This window comes from Candidatus Pantoea communis, from assembly GCF_011752685.1.
GTDB classification, from domain to species: Bacteria; Pseudomonadota; Gammaproteobacteria; order Enterobacterales; family Enterobacteriaceae; genus Pantoea; species Pantoea communis.
Map to the genome: position 1 here is coordinate 117,252 of NZ_VWXC01000011.1, position 14,830 is coordinate 132,081.

Consider the following 14,830-nt stretch of genomic DNA (forward strand, 5'->3'; position numbering starts at 1 on the left):
AGGGATGTAGGTGCACAGGGAGTGGTTCATTTTTAAACCGAAAAAGTGTCAACTCCAGGAGCGCCATAATGGCCAAACACGCATCAAAGAAAACAATGAGCACCCGCACGCAGATGCTGCTGACGGGCGCCTTAACCATCACCCTCGGCTTTGCCGTCACCATCGGCGTGTTGAGCTGGCAGTCCAGCAACGAGCAAAAGTCACTGGCCGAGAACTATCTGCAGCAGATTGCACAAACCCAGGCACTGCAAATCCAGCAGGAGCTGAGCTATGCGCGAGACGTGGCGCATAACCTCGGCCACAGCCTGATAGCACTGCCAGCCGCAGGGATTCAGGATCGTAAAGTCGCCGATAAAGTCATGGAGTCGGCACTGCGCGATAACCCTGACTACCTGTCGATTTCAGTGGTCTTTGAAGAAAACGCCTTCGATGGCCGCGACGCCGAGTTCGCCACCCAGCCGGGTGCTGCACCGAAGGGGCGTTATGCCTTCTTCGTCGATCGCGATCAGTCGGGCAATTTCAAGATGCACCCGCTAACCTCGATCTTTACACCGGGCCAGGGTGACTACTACCTGCTACCGCAGAAAAGTCAAAAAGACACATTAATTGAACCCTACAGCTATGCCTACAACGGCGTTCCCACACTGCTGACGTCCGTGGCGGCGCCGATTCTCAGCCAGGGCAAATTGTGGGGGGTTGTGACTTCAGATATTTCGCTGGCCTCGCTGCAGGAGAAGGTGAATAAAATCAAACCCTGGGAAGGCGTGGGCTACGCCATGCTGCTGTCCAGCGCGGGGAATGTGGTGTCTTACCCGGATAAAAACCAAACCAGCAAAGCGTGGAAAGGCGATACCCATCACTACAGTTCAGACGTCATGGAACAGCATGACGCGTTACTGGGTGAAGATGCATTGGTCACCTGGCAGCCGGTGGTGATCGGCAACAGCGATCAGAAATGGTATCTCGGGGTGGTCGCGCCGGTGAGCAAAGTGATGGCGGCGGCGCATCGTCAACTGGTCAACGCCGTGATCCTGATGATCATTAGCATTCTGGTGGTCTGCGCCCTGCTGGGGCTGTTATTCAGCCGTAAAGTACTGAAGCCGATCGGTGGCGAGCCACTGGAAGCCGCGGCCATTGCGCTGGCGGTGGCTGATGGCAAACTGGATAACGTCATCACCCTGAAAGGGCGCGATAACAGCAGCCTGTTCTACGCACTGCATACCATGCAAAACCAGTTGCGTGAGATTGTCGGGCAAATTCAGGATGCCAGTTCCTCCGTTCGTCAGGGCGCAGGCGAAATTGCCAGCGGTAACCTCAATCTGGCCTCGCGCACGGAAGAACAGGCAGCAGCTCTGGAGCAAACCGCCGCCAGCATGGAGCAGATCACCGCCACGGTGAAACACAACGCCACCAACGCGCATCAGGCAACCGAGTTGACCGAAAACGCCACGCAGATCGCAAGTCGTGGCGAATCGCTGGTGGGTGAGGTGGTACAAACCATGGCGCAGATCGATGACAGTGCGAAGAAGATTGGCGATATCACTGCCATCATCAACAGCATCGCTTTCCAGACTAACATCCTTGCATTGAATGCGGCGGTGGAAGCGGCGCGTGCCGGTGAGCAGGGGCGTGGTTTCGCGGTGGTGGCTTCTGAAGTGCGTAATCTGGCGCAGCGTAGTGCTAACGCCGTGAAAGAGATTGCGGCGCTGATTGAGGAGTCGAGCCAGCGTGTCGGCAGCGGTGTTCAGCTGGTGCAGGACGCCGGTAAGACGATGCAGGAGATGACCCAGGCAGTGAATTCAGTGCGGACTATCATCGGTGAGATCGTGGTGGCATCCGATGAGCAGGCGCGCGGTATCAGCCAGGTCACCATCGCGGTGAATGAAATGGACGGCACCACCCAGCAGAACGCCGCGCTGGTGCAACAGATGTCGGCGGCGGCCAGTTCGCTGGAAGATCAGGCGGCACAACTGGCACAAACGGTGGGACGTTTTCAGTTGAGTTGAGCCAGCCGTCTGCGTTGCAGACCTTGTCACAACGGGCCGCGCCTTATAACGTAAGGCGCGGCCTTGTGCTATTTGCTCATGGCCGACAATGACTTCCACACATCGGGAACCCTCATGAATCGCCAGCAACTGTTCGAACACATCAGCCAAACCTACCAAATTGAACCCGACTATCCGTGGAAAAAACACAGTGAATACGCGGTACTGCGGCACCCTCGCCATCGTAAATGGTTTGCGCTGGTGTTCCCGCTGGAGAGCCACAAACTCGGATTGGACGCAGGCCCGGTGGTTCAGGTGATGAATATCAAAACCCGTCCCGAACTCACCGGCTCCCTGCGACAGCAGCACGGCGTTTATCCGGCTTATCACATGAACAAAGAGCACTGGATCAGCCTGACACTGGAAAACGGCTTGCCGGATAGCGAGATCATTGCGCTGCTGGATGAGAGCTTTAGCTTAACGTTTTAGGCTTTCGCGCCACGATGACATTGAGCGGCGACATTGGAAACGGTTGCATCCGCTGGACGCGCTCAATATCAAATCCTGCCTGCTGTAATTCCTCGCACAAAACACCCTCATTCGTGACGTTGTAACCTCGCATCATTAACGGGGTAAAGAATGGCAGCACCTGCCGTGCTTCCTCTGGCTGCTCAGGGACTTCTGCATGGGCGCTGAGCAGCAATCCGCCTGGCTTTAAGCGTGTGAACCACTCGCGCAGCATCGCCTGTCTGTCCGCCATAAAATAAAGAAACGATGAACTCCAGATAATGTCCACCTGACGCCCTTCAGGCAATTTCGCCAGCGCGCAACAGCGATCGCTCAGGCCGGCTTTTTCGATATTGCGCTGTGCGACGGTGGCGGTTTGAGGCAGGTCGAGCACGATCACCGAAAGCTGCGGAAAGCGTTGTGCTAACGCAATGCTGATCAACCCTGGACCGCCGCCCATATCCAGCAATAGCGCCGGACATTGAAAATCAGCCAGGGTATCAGCGATTGCGCAGGCGGTGTCCGCGCTCAGCGCACGCTGTTCCTGGGCGATTTGATGCAAGGCGGCATCCGCCCACGCGGTATCGATTTGCAAAGGATCCTGCCAGCCGGGTTCCGCCTGCGTCAGCAGTTGTGGCAACCGCTGAGCGAACTGCTGTAACACCTGATGACGATAGCGCCAGGCGTCACCGATATAGCGGCGACTGTCGTGACACAGATAAGTATGCACATTGGGTGCCAGCACAAAGCAGTCAGCTTCATGCGTGAGCAGTTCGGTGCTCCATAACAGGCGTAACAGATGATAGGTCTGATGCGGCTGCCAGTCATAATGTTGAGCGACTTGCGAAGCGGTGGCGGGTAGCGCCATGAAATCAAACAAGCGATGTTCAAATGCCAATGCCACAGCGCCGTTAAGGGCGTGCTGAGCCAGCAGGTGATCGAGGGTAGGAAGCGGTGAATGCATGGCAATCTCCTGAACAGGTAACGTGAACATCAGACTAGCCTTTGGCGTAAATGCAATTTATTCTCATTTGTCTGCGAGACGGTGATTTAACTCTGCGAAAGGAGAAAGGATGCAAAAGCCTGGTGAAATGCGTGTGCGCCAGCATCAACTGTCGCGAGAGATGCGCATGGTGCAATCGGATTACTGGCCCGTGCAGGCACTCTGTGAGTCTTCAAAACCGTCTAACGAGCAGCCACAACTGGTGCTGACTTTTGGTCTGCAGGGAGAATCCCGTTTTCGGGAAAGCAACGGACGTGAGATCGCTTTCAGTGCCGGGCATCTTACCGTGACCAGTTTTCAGGCCAGCCAGGGCGAGCGATTGTATCGCGCGGGTGAGCGGGTGCAGCAGGTGCGCCTGATTCTCAGTGCGGCGAATGTGCGCCATTATTTTGGTGAACAGGCTGCAGAAGGATTGTTACAGCCTCAGCTTAAACGCCATCTTTTTAGCCGTTTCGGCCACGCCACCGCGGCGCAACTCAGCCAGGTGCATGAGGATCCGTTGTTGCTGGAAATTCAGGCGCTCAGCCTGTTGGCGTTGCATCGCCATCAGCTTCAACCCACGAATATTCAGCACAAGCTACATCCTCAAATGGTTGAACGGCTGGAACAGGCACGCGACTGGATGCGCGATCATCTGGCTGAGTTTTTTTCACTGAACGCGCTGGCGCTGGCGGCAGGATTGAGTGACTACCAGTTGAAAAGGGGATTTCAGCAGCATTTTCGCTGCACGCCGGGCGCGATGCTGTTACAGATGCGCATGGAGCACGCGTATCGCTTGCTGGAGGAGGGATTTCAGGTGGCTCAGGCGGCATGGCAAGTGGGATATCAACATCCGCGCAATTTCAGCGTCGCGTTTCAACGCTATTTTGGACGCCCGGCCAGTGCGATTAACGGGCTCAAAAGCAATCTATGAAACGACAATATCTATTGATATACCATGCTCGGCTGGTTTTGGAAGGACTAAAATATAGTGTTTAATTTATGGATTGATATGATTAGAACGTAATAGAAAGAAACAAAGAGCATAATGCATCACATTGTTCTCAAACTTCTCAGAGAAGTTGACCGACTTATGATTGTAAGTGTTAGTTATAACATTAAGGTAGCAAAATGAACTTTTCTTTTGATTCAATATTTAGTTATATTTCTGATTTGTTTGAAAACAAACCATTGTTTATATTGATTGTGACTATTGGATTGATTCTGTCACTTTATTATTTCAAACAGAAGGCAGGTTCAGGTTTTTCATTAGCCTATAGGTTTCATAAATTTTTATTTGGCGCTGCAATTCAGAACAAAAAAGACCTCATACATGAAATAAATAGCATTGAGCAGTTTAATTTTCTTTTTAATACTCGAGCGAAATCCATTTCTCAAAAAAAATCATTTGAAAAGTGGATAAAAAAATATGAGCTTGATTTTAAAATTATTGGCAAGCTTAAAAATAACTTGAATATGGATAATTTGAAAATCACTAAGTATTCTTGGCGATATCTGACAATTTTGCTTGCCATTATATTGCTCGTTTTCACTTCTTCATTTGGAAGTGCAATTGTAGCAATAAAACCTGCGGGCCTGATCAACGTAAATAATACTGGGTGGTTTTGGTTCAATGAGCAAGGAGCTGAAGCATATGATTTTTTTGGTAAAGGGGATTGGGTTTTTACTCCAAAAGATTGTGAAAATCAAAAATCTATTCGAAGCACACTACCATCCAAAACAGTTGAGGTTATCTGTAATTCAATTAATAAAGAAAAGGATAAGATATACATAAATAAACTTATAAAACAACAAAGATGGTTCTTTGGTGGCCTGACATTTTTTCTCGGAGTTATTTTATGTTCTATGTTTAGGCATGCAGTTGTCATATTAGTGACTTATGATGTTAGAAGGATGGTTTTTGCCAAAATTCGTAGGTATAGAAATCAGAGATCATGGCGGAATTTGAGACGAGAAAATACTAAAAAAACGAATAATCCTAATGAATCATTAAAGCATTAATAATTCGAAGAACAACGTTTTTTGGACGCCCGGCCAGTGCCATAACCGGGCGCAAAAGAGAGGACTAACGTGAGCGGCGCGAGGGCATCATGCGCAGTAAGGTGTTGTCTTTGAATAAATAATGATGCGTCAGTGCCGCAACGGCATGAATACCAATCAGCCAGTAGCCGTAAGGGGCGAGTGTTTCATGCCAGTCTGCAATGCTGTCAGCAAAATCAGGATCGGGATCGCTGCTTACCGGCATCGGAATACCAAAAATCCACCAGGTGCGGCCCATATAGAAGCGCGACAAAATGCCGAGGATCGGCAACACAATAAAGAACAGGTAGATCGCCAGGTGCATGAGGTGCGCGAGGCCGGTTTGCCAGTGTGGCGGTTTAGGGACTATCGCCGGGCTGCGATGACGAAAGCGCAGAATGACGCGTGACAGCATCAGCACCAGCACACAACTCCCTGCGCTGAAATGACCAATGATCATGGCAAAGCCCTGCCAGGATCCGCGCGTCGCTAATCCGCGAAATTCCATGGTGCAATAGGCCGTGACGACCAGCAAGAAGGTCAGCCAGTGGAGAAAAATCTGCGAAGGGGCGTATTTGGTGCTCATCATTTATTCCATCAAAAGGCGTAGCAGAAGCGCTAACATAGCGGAAAGCGTACTGAATTAATTCATATTTTGACACATCCTCCGACGAAATGCTTACCGCTGGGCTTCCGATGCCTGCATCAGTTGGCTGAGTAAAGACTGCAGTTGCTGTTGCTGATCAGCACTTAACGTTGCCAGTTGATCACGCTGCGTCTCAGTATGAACCAGCAGGGCTTGCTCAATCTTTTCACGTCCGGCATCGGTTAAGGCGACCAGCATGCTGCGTTTATCCTCAGGGTCGGCCACGCGCTGTATGGATCCCACTTCCTCAAGACGATTGAGCCGATTGGTCATTGCGCCAGAAGTAATCAGCAGCGATTTGTACAACTGCGTGGGAGAAAGGCAATAGGGAGGGCCCGCACGACGCAACGTAGCGAGCACATCAAACTCCCCATCGCGAAAATGGAAAGGAGCCAGTGCCTCCGCGCGCCGGGTGGCGAGGTGCTTCATGATGCGCAACATGCGGCCAAATATCGCCATTGAGGAGGCATCCAACTCCGGCATGGCGGTGGCCCACTGCTCGATAACAAAATCAACGTGGTCGGTCATATTTCCCCTCGAATGTGTTGCTTTGTGCGCATCCCTCTATCGAAATGCCGCAAAGTATCTTAACGTTAAGATACTTTCGACGCACATGGAGATGCAAAGTGACTCGTACCTTACCTGCTTTAGGCATGTTTGCTTTACTGGTTTTCATCATCGCACTGAATTTACGACCGATCATGGCCGCCATCGGACCGTTGTTTCCGCTACTGCAACGCGAATCCCACCTCAACGCCACGCAACTCAGTTTACTTACCACCTTGCCGGTGGTGATGATGGGGTTGTCTGCCCTGGCGGGGCCGTGGTTGCTGCGTTGCGTTGGTGAGGTTCGCGGCATCGCCGCCGGTTTGATTCTTTTGGCGTTAGCTTGCCTTGTGCGCGGTGCTGTCCCAACAGCTGAGATGCTGATTGCCAGTGCGCTGGTGGCGGGCATTGGCATAGGCTTAATTCAGGCCTTGATGCCTGCGCTGATTAAACGGCACTTTGCTGCACAGGCCGGCACGCTAATGGCACTGTTTACTACCGGAATTATGGCGGGTGCAGTGCTGGCAGCCGCAACGGCCGCCCCGTTGGCGGATGCGCAGGGGTTGGGCATGGCGCTTGCCATACCCGTTGTGCCCGCGATTGTTGCGGTACTGCTGTGGTTAATCACGTTGCGCCACAGAGTTTCTGCTGCGAATACTCAGCGCGTTAAACCCGTACGAACACGCCGTAGTGGGTTGCTTATGGTGTTCTTCGGAATTGGTACAGGGGCTTACACGCTGGTGCTGGCCTGGTTGCCGCCGTTTTATATGCAGCATGGTTGGACGCCGCAGCACAGCGGCTATGTGCTCGGTGCACTGACGCTAACGGAAGTGGTGGCGGGCTTTATCGTGTCGGGCTTAATCCATCGCTTCCGTGACCGCCGTTTTCCGTTGCTGCTGGTGCTGACCTCCCTGCTGCTGGGATTAATCAGCCTGATGTGGCTGGGCGGTGCACTGGCCTGGTTGCCCACTGTGCTGCTCGGATTGGGGATTGGTGCGCTATTTCCGCTGTCACTGATTGTGACGCTTGATCATGCGCATTCCCCTGAAGAGGCGGCGGGATTGTTATCCTTTGTGCAAGGCGGCGGCTATTTGCTGGCAGCATTGATGCCACTGATTGCCGGACTCGTCCGCGATCGTGCAGACTCACTGGATAGCGCATGGGCCATCATGAGCGTCGGAGTGGTGGTTTTGATGGTGATGGCATTGCGTTTTAAACCTCACCTCAAGCAGGGATAATGACGGTATGAAACGGTTGAATCGATATATATCTTGTTTTATAACGCCTGCCTGACTCTTCTATGTCCATCAAAAGGAAATGACCACGTGAACCTGTTTATCTTTTACGTAGGCGGTAATGCCGGAAAATCTAACATTGAAGTGCATGATATCCAGTTCGTTGCTGCAGAAAAGCCCGAGGATGCCTGGCCTGCATTGCGTGAAGCCTGGTTTGGTGATGCGGATAAAATCCACGTCGATGGCTATGCGCGCGTGACCTGGGCTGATGGCTATCGCGTGTCTCTGTCTGATAAGCCCACCACCGGCAGTGAAAAGCTGTTTTTTGTTAACGCCGGTGCGTACCATCCTTCCACTTTGGCTGAGTTGCATGCCTTCGATCTTTTCGTTGCCAAAGACGTTAAGGAAGCGAAAGCCAAAGGACTTGCTAACCTGTTGCCTGGAACAGACCATCAGCACAAAGATAATCTGAAAGATGTGGATGATTGTTTGCTGCTGGAAAAGATCGGTGACCTCTATATTCATTTAACGCCGGATAGCGATGGCGAACCCTTCCGCCCGGAGTGGCAGGGTTATCAGCCGATCGGTATCGCGTGATTGTCGGGGCGCCGATGGCGGCGCCCGCAAAACCCCGGAGGTTTTATGTCACCACAAGTGGGTGTAGGCGTTTTGATTTTCCGTGAAGGAAAACTGCTGCTGGGCCGCCGCAAGGGCAGCCACGGTGCAGGGGATTGGTCAGCACCGGGCGGACATCTTGAATTTGGTGAATCTCCAGATGAGTGCGCACGACGTGAAGTGCTCGAAGAAACCGGATTAACTCTGACCGAATTGCAAAACGGCGCTTTCACCAGTGATGTGTTCCCTGAGGCCAATAAGCACTACATCACCTTGCTGCTGGTGGCACATCACCCGCAGGGGGAACCGCAGTTGATGGAGCCGGAAAAGTGCGAAGGCTGGCAGTGGTTTGCACCTGAAGCCTTGCCGCAGCCGCTGTTCGCGCCGCTGCGCACATGGATTGCTCGTGATGGCTTAGCCGCGCTGCAACAGCTTGCACAGGTTACAGCGCGATAATCGCCTCAATCTCGACTTTCAGATCCGGTGAGAACAGCTGGCTAATTTGCACCAGCGAACTGGCGGGTAGATGCTCGCCATAATGTTTAAAGAGTACGGCCCGCAGATCATTAATCTGGGCAAAGGAGGTGATGAAAATGGTCACTTTAATCAGATGGCTCAGCGAGGTATTTTCGGAAGCCGCAATCAGGTGCAGCTGCTGAAAGATAGCCTCAGCCTGTGAGGCAATATCGCCTTGCTGCGCGGGTGTGGCAAAGGCTGTTAAACCTGAAACATATAAGGTGTCGCCATGCTTCACCGCGTGCACATAGGGCGCTTTCACTTCGCCCAGTTCCGGGTAATTTTTTCGTATCAACATCGATTGCTCCTTAATCCAGTTTTAACACCATCACCGTGACGTCCTCATCGGCGATATTTCGCTGTTCCACGTCCTGCCAGCCAAAGCGGCGATACAAGGCCTGTTGGTCAGGTGTATACAGCCAAAGTGCAGGGATCGATTTTGCTCGCGCTTCGGCAATCAGGCGGGTCACTAATGCACTGGCCAACCCTTTACCGCGATGTTCGCGGGCGGTGATCACTTCACCCAGCCAAAATTCACGCTCGGGGATGTCACTCAATTCGTAATGGATGATGCTGGCGGTCGCCATTAACTCGCTTTCGTGCGTGGTGGCAAACAGCGTCATCGTTTGGGCACCAGCGGCATTGCGTGATTGCAGCCGCTGGCGGATCACATCGCGGTCATGCCAGTTAGGTAGCTCGGACCATTCGCGGTGTAGCATGTAAGCAATTTCATCATAGAAATGTGGCATCTGGGCCAGACAGTGTATCTGCATCCATCATTCTTCAAGGCTAACAAAGGAGTCAAACAACATAACCGTTAACCTCGAAAGGAACCAGGCTATTCGCCTGGTTCTTATGCTTAGGTTGTCTGGTTGGCCACCGCCACCGCATCTTCCCCGGCGGGAATGCGCATCGGTCCGTTGGGATCGGTTGCTGCTTGCCATATCGCGGCGGCGACATCTTCGGCTTTGGTGGTAGGCTGCGGTTGGTGCATGCTTGCCATAATACCATCCAGCATCGGTTGATAAGCCTCGAGGAAGGTCTCTTCCATGCGCGGCATGGCGTTCTTGCTGAAATCGGTGGTGGGCGCCAGGCCTGGCAACACCAGCCGCACATTAACATTAAACGGCTGCAACTCCAGCGCCAGTGATTCAGTGAACGCATTGACGGCGGCTTTGCTGCCGGTATACACCGCCAGCAACGGCAGAGATTTCAGCGTCACGGTGGACGTCACGTTGATCACCGTACCGCCGCGTTTGGCGCGGAACTGAGGCAGCACCGCCTGCGTCATGGCGATAGTGCCCAGCGTGTTAGTCTCAAACACTTCGCGTACCGTGGACATCGGCGTGCCTTCCAGTGAGGTCAGCACGCCTATTCCGGCGTTGTTCACCAGCACGTCGATCTCGCCTGCGTCAGCGATTGCCCGTTTGATGCTTTCTGCATTAGAGACGTCCAGCGGCAATAAACGTAAATTTTCCGAAGTCGGGAATAGCTCGGGGCGAGGATGACGCATAGTGGCAATCACCTTCCAGCCGCGTTCCAGGAAATAGATCGCGGTGGCGTGTCCGAAGCCAGAAGAACAGCCGGTGATAAGGATCGTTTTCATCTTTCACTCCTGCATTGCATTGGGTAGATGCTCACTATAGAGTCAGTGAGATGGACTCACTACAATGCAAAGTCCACATTTCATTCGCAAGAGTCCATAATGATCGATCCCCTTGCTGAGATAGTGTCGCTGCTGCAACCTCAGGCGGCCTTTTCCAAACGTGCACGCGCCAATGGTCGCTGGCGCGTCAATCGCAGTGAAACCGGACAGCCGTTTTACTGCCTGGTACTGGCTGGACGCAGTCAATTGAAGATGAAAGGGCATGAACCCATCTCACTTGAGCAGGGCGATTTTGTCCTGATCCCAGCGGCGTGGGAGTTCTGCATGAGCAGTGCCGAGCCACCCGATGACGATGCGCCTGAAACATTGCCGGAAATGCTCAGCCCCGGTGAATTCTGGATTGGCGATCAGCAGCAGCCTGCTGAAGTGCAAACGCTGATTGGCTATTGCCAGTTTGGTGCGCCTGACGCGGGATTGATCGTCTCGCTGTTACCCCAATTTATACATATTCGCGGGGAGTCACGGCTGACCACGCTGGTACAACTGGTGATGGATGAGTGTCGTGCGCAGCGTCCTGCTCGCCATGTGGTACTGGAACGCCTGCTGGAACTGCTGCTGATTGAGGCACTGCGTTCGATGCCAATCTGTGATGCTTACCCTGGCGTGATGAGTGGTTTAGCCGACGAACGTCTGGCGGCGGCCATCCGCGACATTCACGCCAACCCGGCGCATCCCTGGACCGTGGCGCAATTAGCCAAAGTTTCCGCGCTATCCCGTTCGGCATTCTTTGTGCGTTTCCGCGCAGCAGTGGGCGTAGCGCCGATGGTTTATCTGCTCACCTGGCGCATGGCGTTGGCCAAAAATTTACTGCGCGGCAAAAATATGGCGGTAGCGGATGTCGCAGAACGCGTCGGCTATCGTTCCGCCAGCGCGTTTAGTGTGGCCTTCACCCGATATGTGGGGCAACCACCCGCATGGTTTGCCGCTCAACAGGAAATTTAGCGGAACAGCTTAAGATTGCCCGTCAAACCCGTAATTTTCTTTTTAGGGCCAATCAGACCAATCGCAACCAGCTCTATATGGTCACTGTGGGCGCTGGCAATCCGCTCGCCGTACTCCTCGTAAGTTTTGCAGGACTGCGCCAGTGCACTAAACGGCATCGCGAAGATCTCTGGGTCCGCGTTGCTTGCCTTTTGCAGTTCACGGAGATAGCCACCTTCCGCCAGCAGCACAGGCAGGGGAGCATAAATCACACCGGGATAGTTGAACCCATCTTCACTCTGCAAATCCGGGCCGACGATATGATCAATCAGCTTGCCAAAGCTGATGCCGATGACGCTGGCTGCGTTCAGCGCCAGCCCGGTGGGTAACTGGTTGTCGATGATGAGTGTGCAGCGATGTTGGTGAGGATCGAATTGCATGGGTAACTCCGTAAGCAACTGAGATAAAGCGCCATGGTGGCTGAGGTGAAAATTATGCGGCAGGCAGTGAGAAAAGTGCTTGCGGAGTTCATTGAAAAAAGCATTCATTAAGGATGAATATTCCTGTTTAACGCTATCAATGGAAAGGATTAACCTGAAATGAGTTTGAGCAAGACAGATATCCAAATACTGGAACATTTGCAGCGGGACGCACGTGTGACGAATCAGGATCTCGCGGATGCCATCGGCCTCTCTGCATCACCGACATGGCGCAAAGTGCGCAAACTGGAAGAGGATGAGGTGATTCAGGGCTATCGCGCCGTGCTCAATCGTAGAAAGATTGGCCTGAATGTGATGGTGTTTGTGCGTGTCACCATCGACAGCCATAGCGAAACCGAAGCGCGTAAATTTGAAGCAGAAGTGACCGCGCTGGAAAATGTGGTCTCCTGCTACAGTATTGGCGGCGATGCAGACTTCCTATTGCAGGTGGTATCGGCAGATATGGATGCCTATGCGGACTTTGCGATGTCGGTGATTCGGCGATTGCCGGGTATTAAAGAGATGCAGAGTATGTTCGTGTTGAAGGAAGTGAAAGGGATGACGGGTCTGCCCATGACGGGGAACGTAAACCCATAAGGTTGAACTCGAGATTTCAACAACGTTGTCAAAACAACAAAAAAACACTGTATGTAATGCCAGTTACATTGCTTTCAAAACGAAAATAAATTAGCATAAATTCCGTTTAACGCAACTAAGGTGGCTAAATGGAAAGCGCGCAGATTTTCAGTAGTATCAATAAATTGCTTACAACGCACTTTAATCGAGAGTTTTGGTTAAGCTTAGAAGATGAACTCACCACAAGTTATGCGAATGCAAACGCATAGATTGAAGGCCCCCTTGCAAAATTAGAGCAGCCGCAAAAAAGGCGATTACTACCGCAAACGCGGCATTATTATTTAAATTCTGCGTTTTACCGAGCGGCTAAAAGTTGTGGATTATCCTGCGATGACGCGTTTACTGAACCTAGAGGTGAAAACTATTACATCGTTCAATCTGGTCAGATAAAAGTCAGCCGTATTGGCTTAAGGTATGATGAAAACCTCATAAGAAAAGCGAATCACAGATTGTTGATCGCCGAACTGAATAGCGAATACGAAGGATTTACTCCCGATTTCTTTCAGGAACAGACGCAACAATCGTTCCCAGATGGTACTCTCGGCGTGCTCATCGTTAATGTAAACCCTCCATTTTCTCGCTCTCAGGGAGAGATGCTCGATTTACGTGTCACCGTCCCTTTCACCAATCTGAAGAACTATCATTACAACCAGTCGTTACGCGATGTCTTAGCGTTATACAATGAAATCGAATTCGCGCCAGAGGTGCCGGATTTGGCTATTCCACTATTAAAGAAGCGCTTGAAACAGCAAGAAGGTTAGTGTGGTGAACCAATGAGAGTAGGTGTTGCGGGCTTTGAACCAAACCGGTTGACGCAGATGCGTGAAGCGAGAGGTTTGTCAAAAATCAATCTTGGGCGTTTGGTTGAGCGATCCCCCTCGACAATTACTAAGTGGGAGCAGGGCTTTCATTCGCCAGATGCAGAAGCCCTGTTGGCGCTTTCAAACGTGTTGGAATGCCCAATGACTTGGTTTACCAAGCCGATGCCGCGTCACGAAAACAATCCAGTGTTTTTCCGCACGCTGGCAACAACAGCCAAAGATTTGTGCGCCGCGTCTGACCGCTACATGGAGTGGTTACAGGAAATCACATTACATTTGCAGCACGATCTCGATTTTCCTTCGGTGAATATTCCCTTCCTGGAGGTCACCGATCATCGCCAGATTGACGATCAAATGATTGAAATTATGGCGAGTCGATGCCGCAAACTATGGGGGTTAGGCTTAGCCCCTCTGAGCGATTTGCTGCTGGTCATTGAGAACGCCGGGATTATTTGTTCGCGCTTTGAACAAGGCAGCGTTGTCATGGATGGCTATTCACAATGGAATGAGTGTGAACAGCGTCCTTATATCATCCTCGCAGCCGATAAGAATAATTTTTATCGCAGCCGTTTCGATGCCGCCCATGAGCTTGGGCATCTTGTATTGCACCGTTACATTCGGCGTTTGGATTCGGTGAATTTCAAGCCAATTGAAGCCCAGGCACATAAATTTGCAGCCAGCTTTATGCTGCCAGAAGAAGCCTTTGCCGTTGAATTACCACCCAATCCTACGTTAGAAAATTTTGTCGCGTTAAAGCAGCGATGGGGGATGTCAGCCCAGGCAATGATGGTTCGTGCAAAAGAATTGCAATTGATTACGGATGTTGAGTACCAACGACTCTATAAGCAGGTGTCGGCACGTGGTTGGCGCAAAGGGGAACCTCTTGACGATCAGCGTGAACCGGAATCGGTGAGATTGCTGCCGCGCAGCTTACACCTGCTGCTGGACGAGGGAATTTATACTAAGCAGAGTTTTGTCGCTTCACTGAACATGGCTCATAGGGATATCGAGAAGCTGTTATCTTTGCCAGGAAATGCATTGGCCGACACGGCCATATTGAAGCTAACACCTAAATTAAAAGTGAAAAGCGACAGCCTTAGCAGCGATCAACCGGTAGATAACGTGATCAGTATCTTTGGCCATAAATCCCCGACTTAAAGTTGAGTCCACGTTTATCTGAATCTCAATTCTTGAACAGCAGACCCAAATAATATGTCCATAACTAAAGGGCGCAC

At 51.7% G+C, this 14,830-nt stretch carries 18 protein-coding genes; 11 read left to right on the plus strand and 7 right to left on the minus strand.

All coding sequences use genetic code 11. The features are described 5' to 3' along the window. Window positions 1–68 precede the first annotated feature (68 nt). Window positions 69–2,006, plus strand: coding sequence for a methyl-accepting chemotaxis protein (locus F3J37_RS15745; protein WP_166934301.1), 1,938 nt, complete (start codon window positions 69–71; stop codon window positions 2,004–2,006). 114 nt (window positions 2,007–2,120) lie between these two features. After that, window positions 2,121–2,474: an MmcQ/YjbR family DNA-binding protein gene (locus tag F3J37_RS15750; RefSeq protein WP_166934302.1), complete on the plus strand. Its 354-nt coding sequence runs from the start codon at window positions 2,121–2,123 to the stop codon at window positions 2,472–2,474. Here F3J37_RS15750 and F3J37_RS15755 read toward each other — a convergent pair. Further along, a complete protein-coding gene (locus tag F3J37_RS15755) occupies window positions 2,458–3,456 on the minus strand; it encodes a class I SAM-dependent methyltransferase (RefSeq protein ID WP_166934304.1) in 999 nt (332 codons plus the stop codon). The two genes, F3J37_RS15750 and F3J37_RS15755, sit on opposite strands and share 17 nt — an antisense overlap. Window positions 3,457–3,565: 109 nt before the next feature. On the opposite strand from F3J37_RS15755, the gene F3J37_RS15760 reads away from it, so the two are divergent. Together F3J37_RS15760 and F3J37_RS15765 are read left to right on the plus strand one after the other, a co-directional pair. Then, window positions 3,566–4,408: a helix-turn-helix domain-containing protein gene (locus F3J37_RS15760; RefSeq protein WP_166934306.1), complete on the plus strand. Its 843-nt coding sequence runs from the start codon at window positions 3,566–3,568 to the stop codon at window positions 4,406–4,408. A gap of 197 nt (window positions 4,409–4,605) precedes the next feature. Further along, entirely contained in the window at window positions 4,606–5,496 is an 891-nt protein-coding gene (locus F3J37_RS15765; protein ID WP_166934308.1) for a DUF6216 family protein, read from the plus strand. A gap of 64 nt (window positions 5,497–5,560) precedes the next feature. On the opposite strand, the gene cybB is transcribed toward F3J37_RS15765, so the two are convergent. Continuing rightward, window positions 5,561–6,100, minus strand: coding sequence for a cytochrome b561 (cybB, locus tag F3J37_RS15770; protein WP_166934310.1), 540 nt, complete (start codon window positions 6,098–6,100; stop codon window positions 5,561–5,563). Between the two features lie 93 nt (window positions 6,101–6,193). Beyond that, entirely contained in the window at window positions 6,194–6,688 is a 495-nt protein-coding gene (locus F3J37_RS15775) for a MarR family winged helix-turn-helix transcriptional regulator (RefSeq protein ID WP_166934312.1), read from the minus strand. A 98-nt stretch (window positions 6,689–6,786) separates the two neighbouring features. On the opposite strand from F3J37_RS15775, the gene F3J37_RS15780 reads away from it, so the two are divergent. From F3J37_RS15780 to F3J37_RS15790, 3 genes are all read left to right on the plus strand, one after another. Continuing rightward, the gene (locus F3J37_RS15780; RefSeq protein WP_369410673.1) at window positions 6,787–7,944 is read left to right on the plus strand and encodes an MFS transporter; all 1,158 of its coding nucleotides are present in this window, start codon (window positions 6,787–6,789) and stop codon (window positions 7,942–7,944) included. Between the two features lie 87 nt (window positions 7,945–8,031). After that, entirely contained in the window at window positions 8,032–8,538 is a 507-nt protein-coding gene (locus F3J37_RS15785; protein ID WP_034829802.1) for a DUF1543 domain-containing protein, read from the plus strand. A 45-nt stretch (window positions 8,539–8,583) separates the two neighbouring features. Then, window positions 8,584–9,012 carry a nucleotide triphosphate diphosphatase NUDT15 gene (locus tag F3J37_RS15790; protein WP_166934314.1) on the plus strand — a complete coding sequence of 143 codons (429 nt, stop codon included), beginning with the start codon at window positions 8,584–8,586 and terminating at the stop codon, window positions 9,010–9,012. Here the strand turns inward: F3J37_RS15790 and F3J37_RS15795 are convergent. The 3 genes from F3J37_RS15795 to F3J37_RS15805 form a co-directional block, all read right to left on the minus strand. After that, window positions 8,999–9,370, minus strand: a complete 372-nt coding sequence (locus F3J37_RS15795) for a RidA family protein (protein WP_160834509.1) — start codon at window positions 9,368–9,370, stop codon at window positions 8,999–9,001. The two genes, F3J37_RS15790 and F3J37_RS15795, sit on opposite strands and share 14 nt — an antisense overlap. 10 nt (window positions 9,371–9,380) lie before the next feature. After that, entirely contained in the window at window positions 9,381–9,845 is a 465-nt protein-coding gene (locus F3J37_RS15800; protein WP_166934316.1) for a GNAT family N-acetyltransferase, read from the minus strand. Between the two features lie 86 nt (window positions 9,846–9,931). Beyond that, on the minus strand, window positions 9,932–10,678 hold the full coding sequence (locus F3J37_RS15805) for an SDR family oxidoreductase (protein WP_166934318.1): 747 nt from the start codon (window positions 10,676–10,678) through the stop codon (window positions 9,932–9,934). Window positions 10,679–10,777: 99 nt separating this feature from the next. On the opposite strand from F3J37_RS15805, the gene F3J37_RS15810 reads away from it, so the two are divergent. Further along, window positions 10,778–11,680, plus strand: coding sequence for an AraC family transcriptional regulator (locus F3J37_RS15810; protein ID WP_166934320.1), 903 nt, complete (start codon window positions 10,778–10,780; stop codon window positions 11,678–11,680). Here F3J37_RS15810 and F3J37_RS15815 read toward each other — a convergent pair. Then, window positions 11,677–12,099, minus strand: coding sequence for a DUF2000 domain-containing protein (locus tag F3J37_RS15815; protein WP_034829808.1), 423 nt, complete (start codon window positions 12,097–12,099; stop codon window positions 11,677–11,679). The genes F3J37_RS15810 and F3J37_RS15815 overlap by 4 nt on opposite strands. A 159-nt stretch (window positions 12,100–12,258) precedes the next feature. Between F3J37_RS15815 and F3J37_RS15820 the strand changes: the two genes are divergently transcribed. From F3J37_RS15820 to F3J37_RS15830, 3 genes are all read left to right on the plus strand, one after another. Then, entirely contained in the window at window positions 12,259–12,735 is a 477-nt protein-coding gene (locus tag F3J37_RS15820; RefSeq protein ID WP_166934322.1) for an Lrp/AsnC family transcriptional regulator, read from the plus strand. Window positions 12,736–13,223: 488 nt separating this feature from the next. After that, the gene (locus F3J37_RS15825) at window positions 13,224–13,535 is read left to right on the plus strand and encodes a hypothetical protein (protein WP_166934324.1); all 312 of its coding nucleotides are present in this window, start codon (window positions 13,224–13,226) and stop codon (window positions 13,533–13,535) included. Between the two features lie 12 nt (window positions 13,536–13,547). Beyond that, window positions 13,548–14,753 (plus strand): helix-turn-helix domain-containing protein, encoded by a 1,206-nt coding sequence (locus F3J37_RS15830; RefSeq protein WP_166934326.1) that lies wholly within the window; start codon window positions 13,548–13,550, stop codon window positions 14,751–14,753. Window positions 14,754–14,830 lie beyond the last annotated feature (77 nt).

Excerpts from the sequence above, each read along its gene's own strand:
- F3J37_RS15830 (WP_166934326.1), top strand. The coding sequence starts at position 13,548 with ATGAGAGTAGGTGTTGCGGGCTTTGAACCAAACCGGTTGACGCAGATG.
- F3J37_RS15755 (WP_166934304.1), bottom strand. The coding sequence starts at position 3,456 with ATGCATTCACCGCTTCCTACCCTCGATCACCTGCTGGCTCAGCACGCC.
- F3J37_RS15795 (WP_160834509.1), bottom strand. The coding sequence starts at position 9,370 with ATGTTGATACGAAAAAATTACCCGGAACTGGGCGAAGTGAAAGCGCCC.
- F3J37_RS15750 (WP_166934302.1), top strand. The coding sequence starts at position 2,121 with ATGAATCGCCAGCAACTGTTCGAACACATCAGCCAAACCTACCAAATT.
- F3J37_RS15775 (WP_166934312.1), bottom strand. The coding sequence starts at position 6,688 with ATGACCGACCACGTTGATTTTGTTATCGAGCAGTGGGCCACCGCCATG.
- F3J37_RS15760 (WP_166934306.1), top strand. The coding sequence starts at position 3,566 with ATGCAAAAGCCTGGTGAAATGCGTGTGCGCCAGCATCAACTGTCGCGA.
- F3J37_RS15810 (WP_166934320.1), top strand. The coding sequence starts at position 10,778 with ATGATCGATCCCCTTGCTGAGATAGTGTCGCTGCTGCAACCTCAGGCG.
- cybB (WP_166934310.1), bottom strand. The coding sequence starts at position 6,100 with ATGAGCACCAAATACGCCCCTTCGCAGATTTTTCTCCACTGGCTGACC.
- F3J37_RS15815 (WP_034829808.1), bottom strand. The coding sequence starts at position 12,099 with ATGCAATTCGATCCTCACCAACATCGCTGCACACTCATCATCGACAAC.
- F3J37_RS15790 (WP_166934314.1), top strand. The coding sequence starts at position 8,584 with ATGTCACCACAAGTGGGTGTAGGCGTTTTGATTTTCCGTGAAGGAAAA.
- F3J37_RS15765 (WP_166934308.1), top strand. The coding sequence starts at position 4,606 with ATGAACTTTTCTTTTGATTCAATATTTAGTTATATTTCTGATTTGTTT.
- F3J37_RS15820 (WP_166934322.1), top strand. The coding sequence starts at position 12,259 with ATGAGTTTGAGCAAGACAGATATCCAAATACTGGAACATTTGCAGCGG.
- F3J37_RS15745 (WP_166934301.1), top strand. The coding sequence starts at position 69 with ATGGCCAAACACGCATCAAAGAAAACAATGAGCACCCGCACGCAGATG.
- F3J37_RS15805 (WP_166934318.1), bottom strand. The coding sequence starts at position 10,678 with ATGAAAACGATCCTTATCACCGGCTGTTCTTCTGGCTTCGGACACGCC.
- F3J37_RS15800 (WP_166934316.1), bottom strand. The coding sequence starts at position 9,845 with ATGCAGATACACTGTCTGGCCCAGATGCCACATTTCTATGATGAAATT.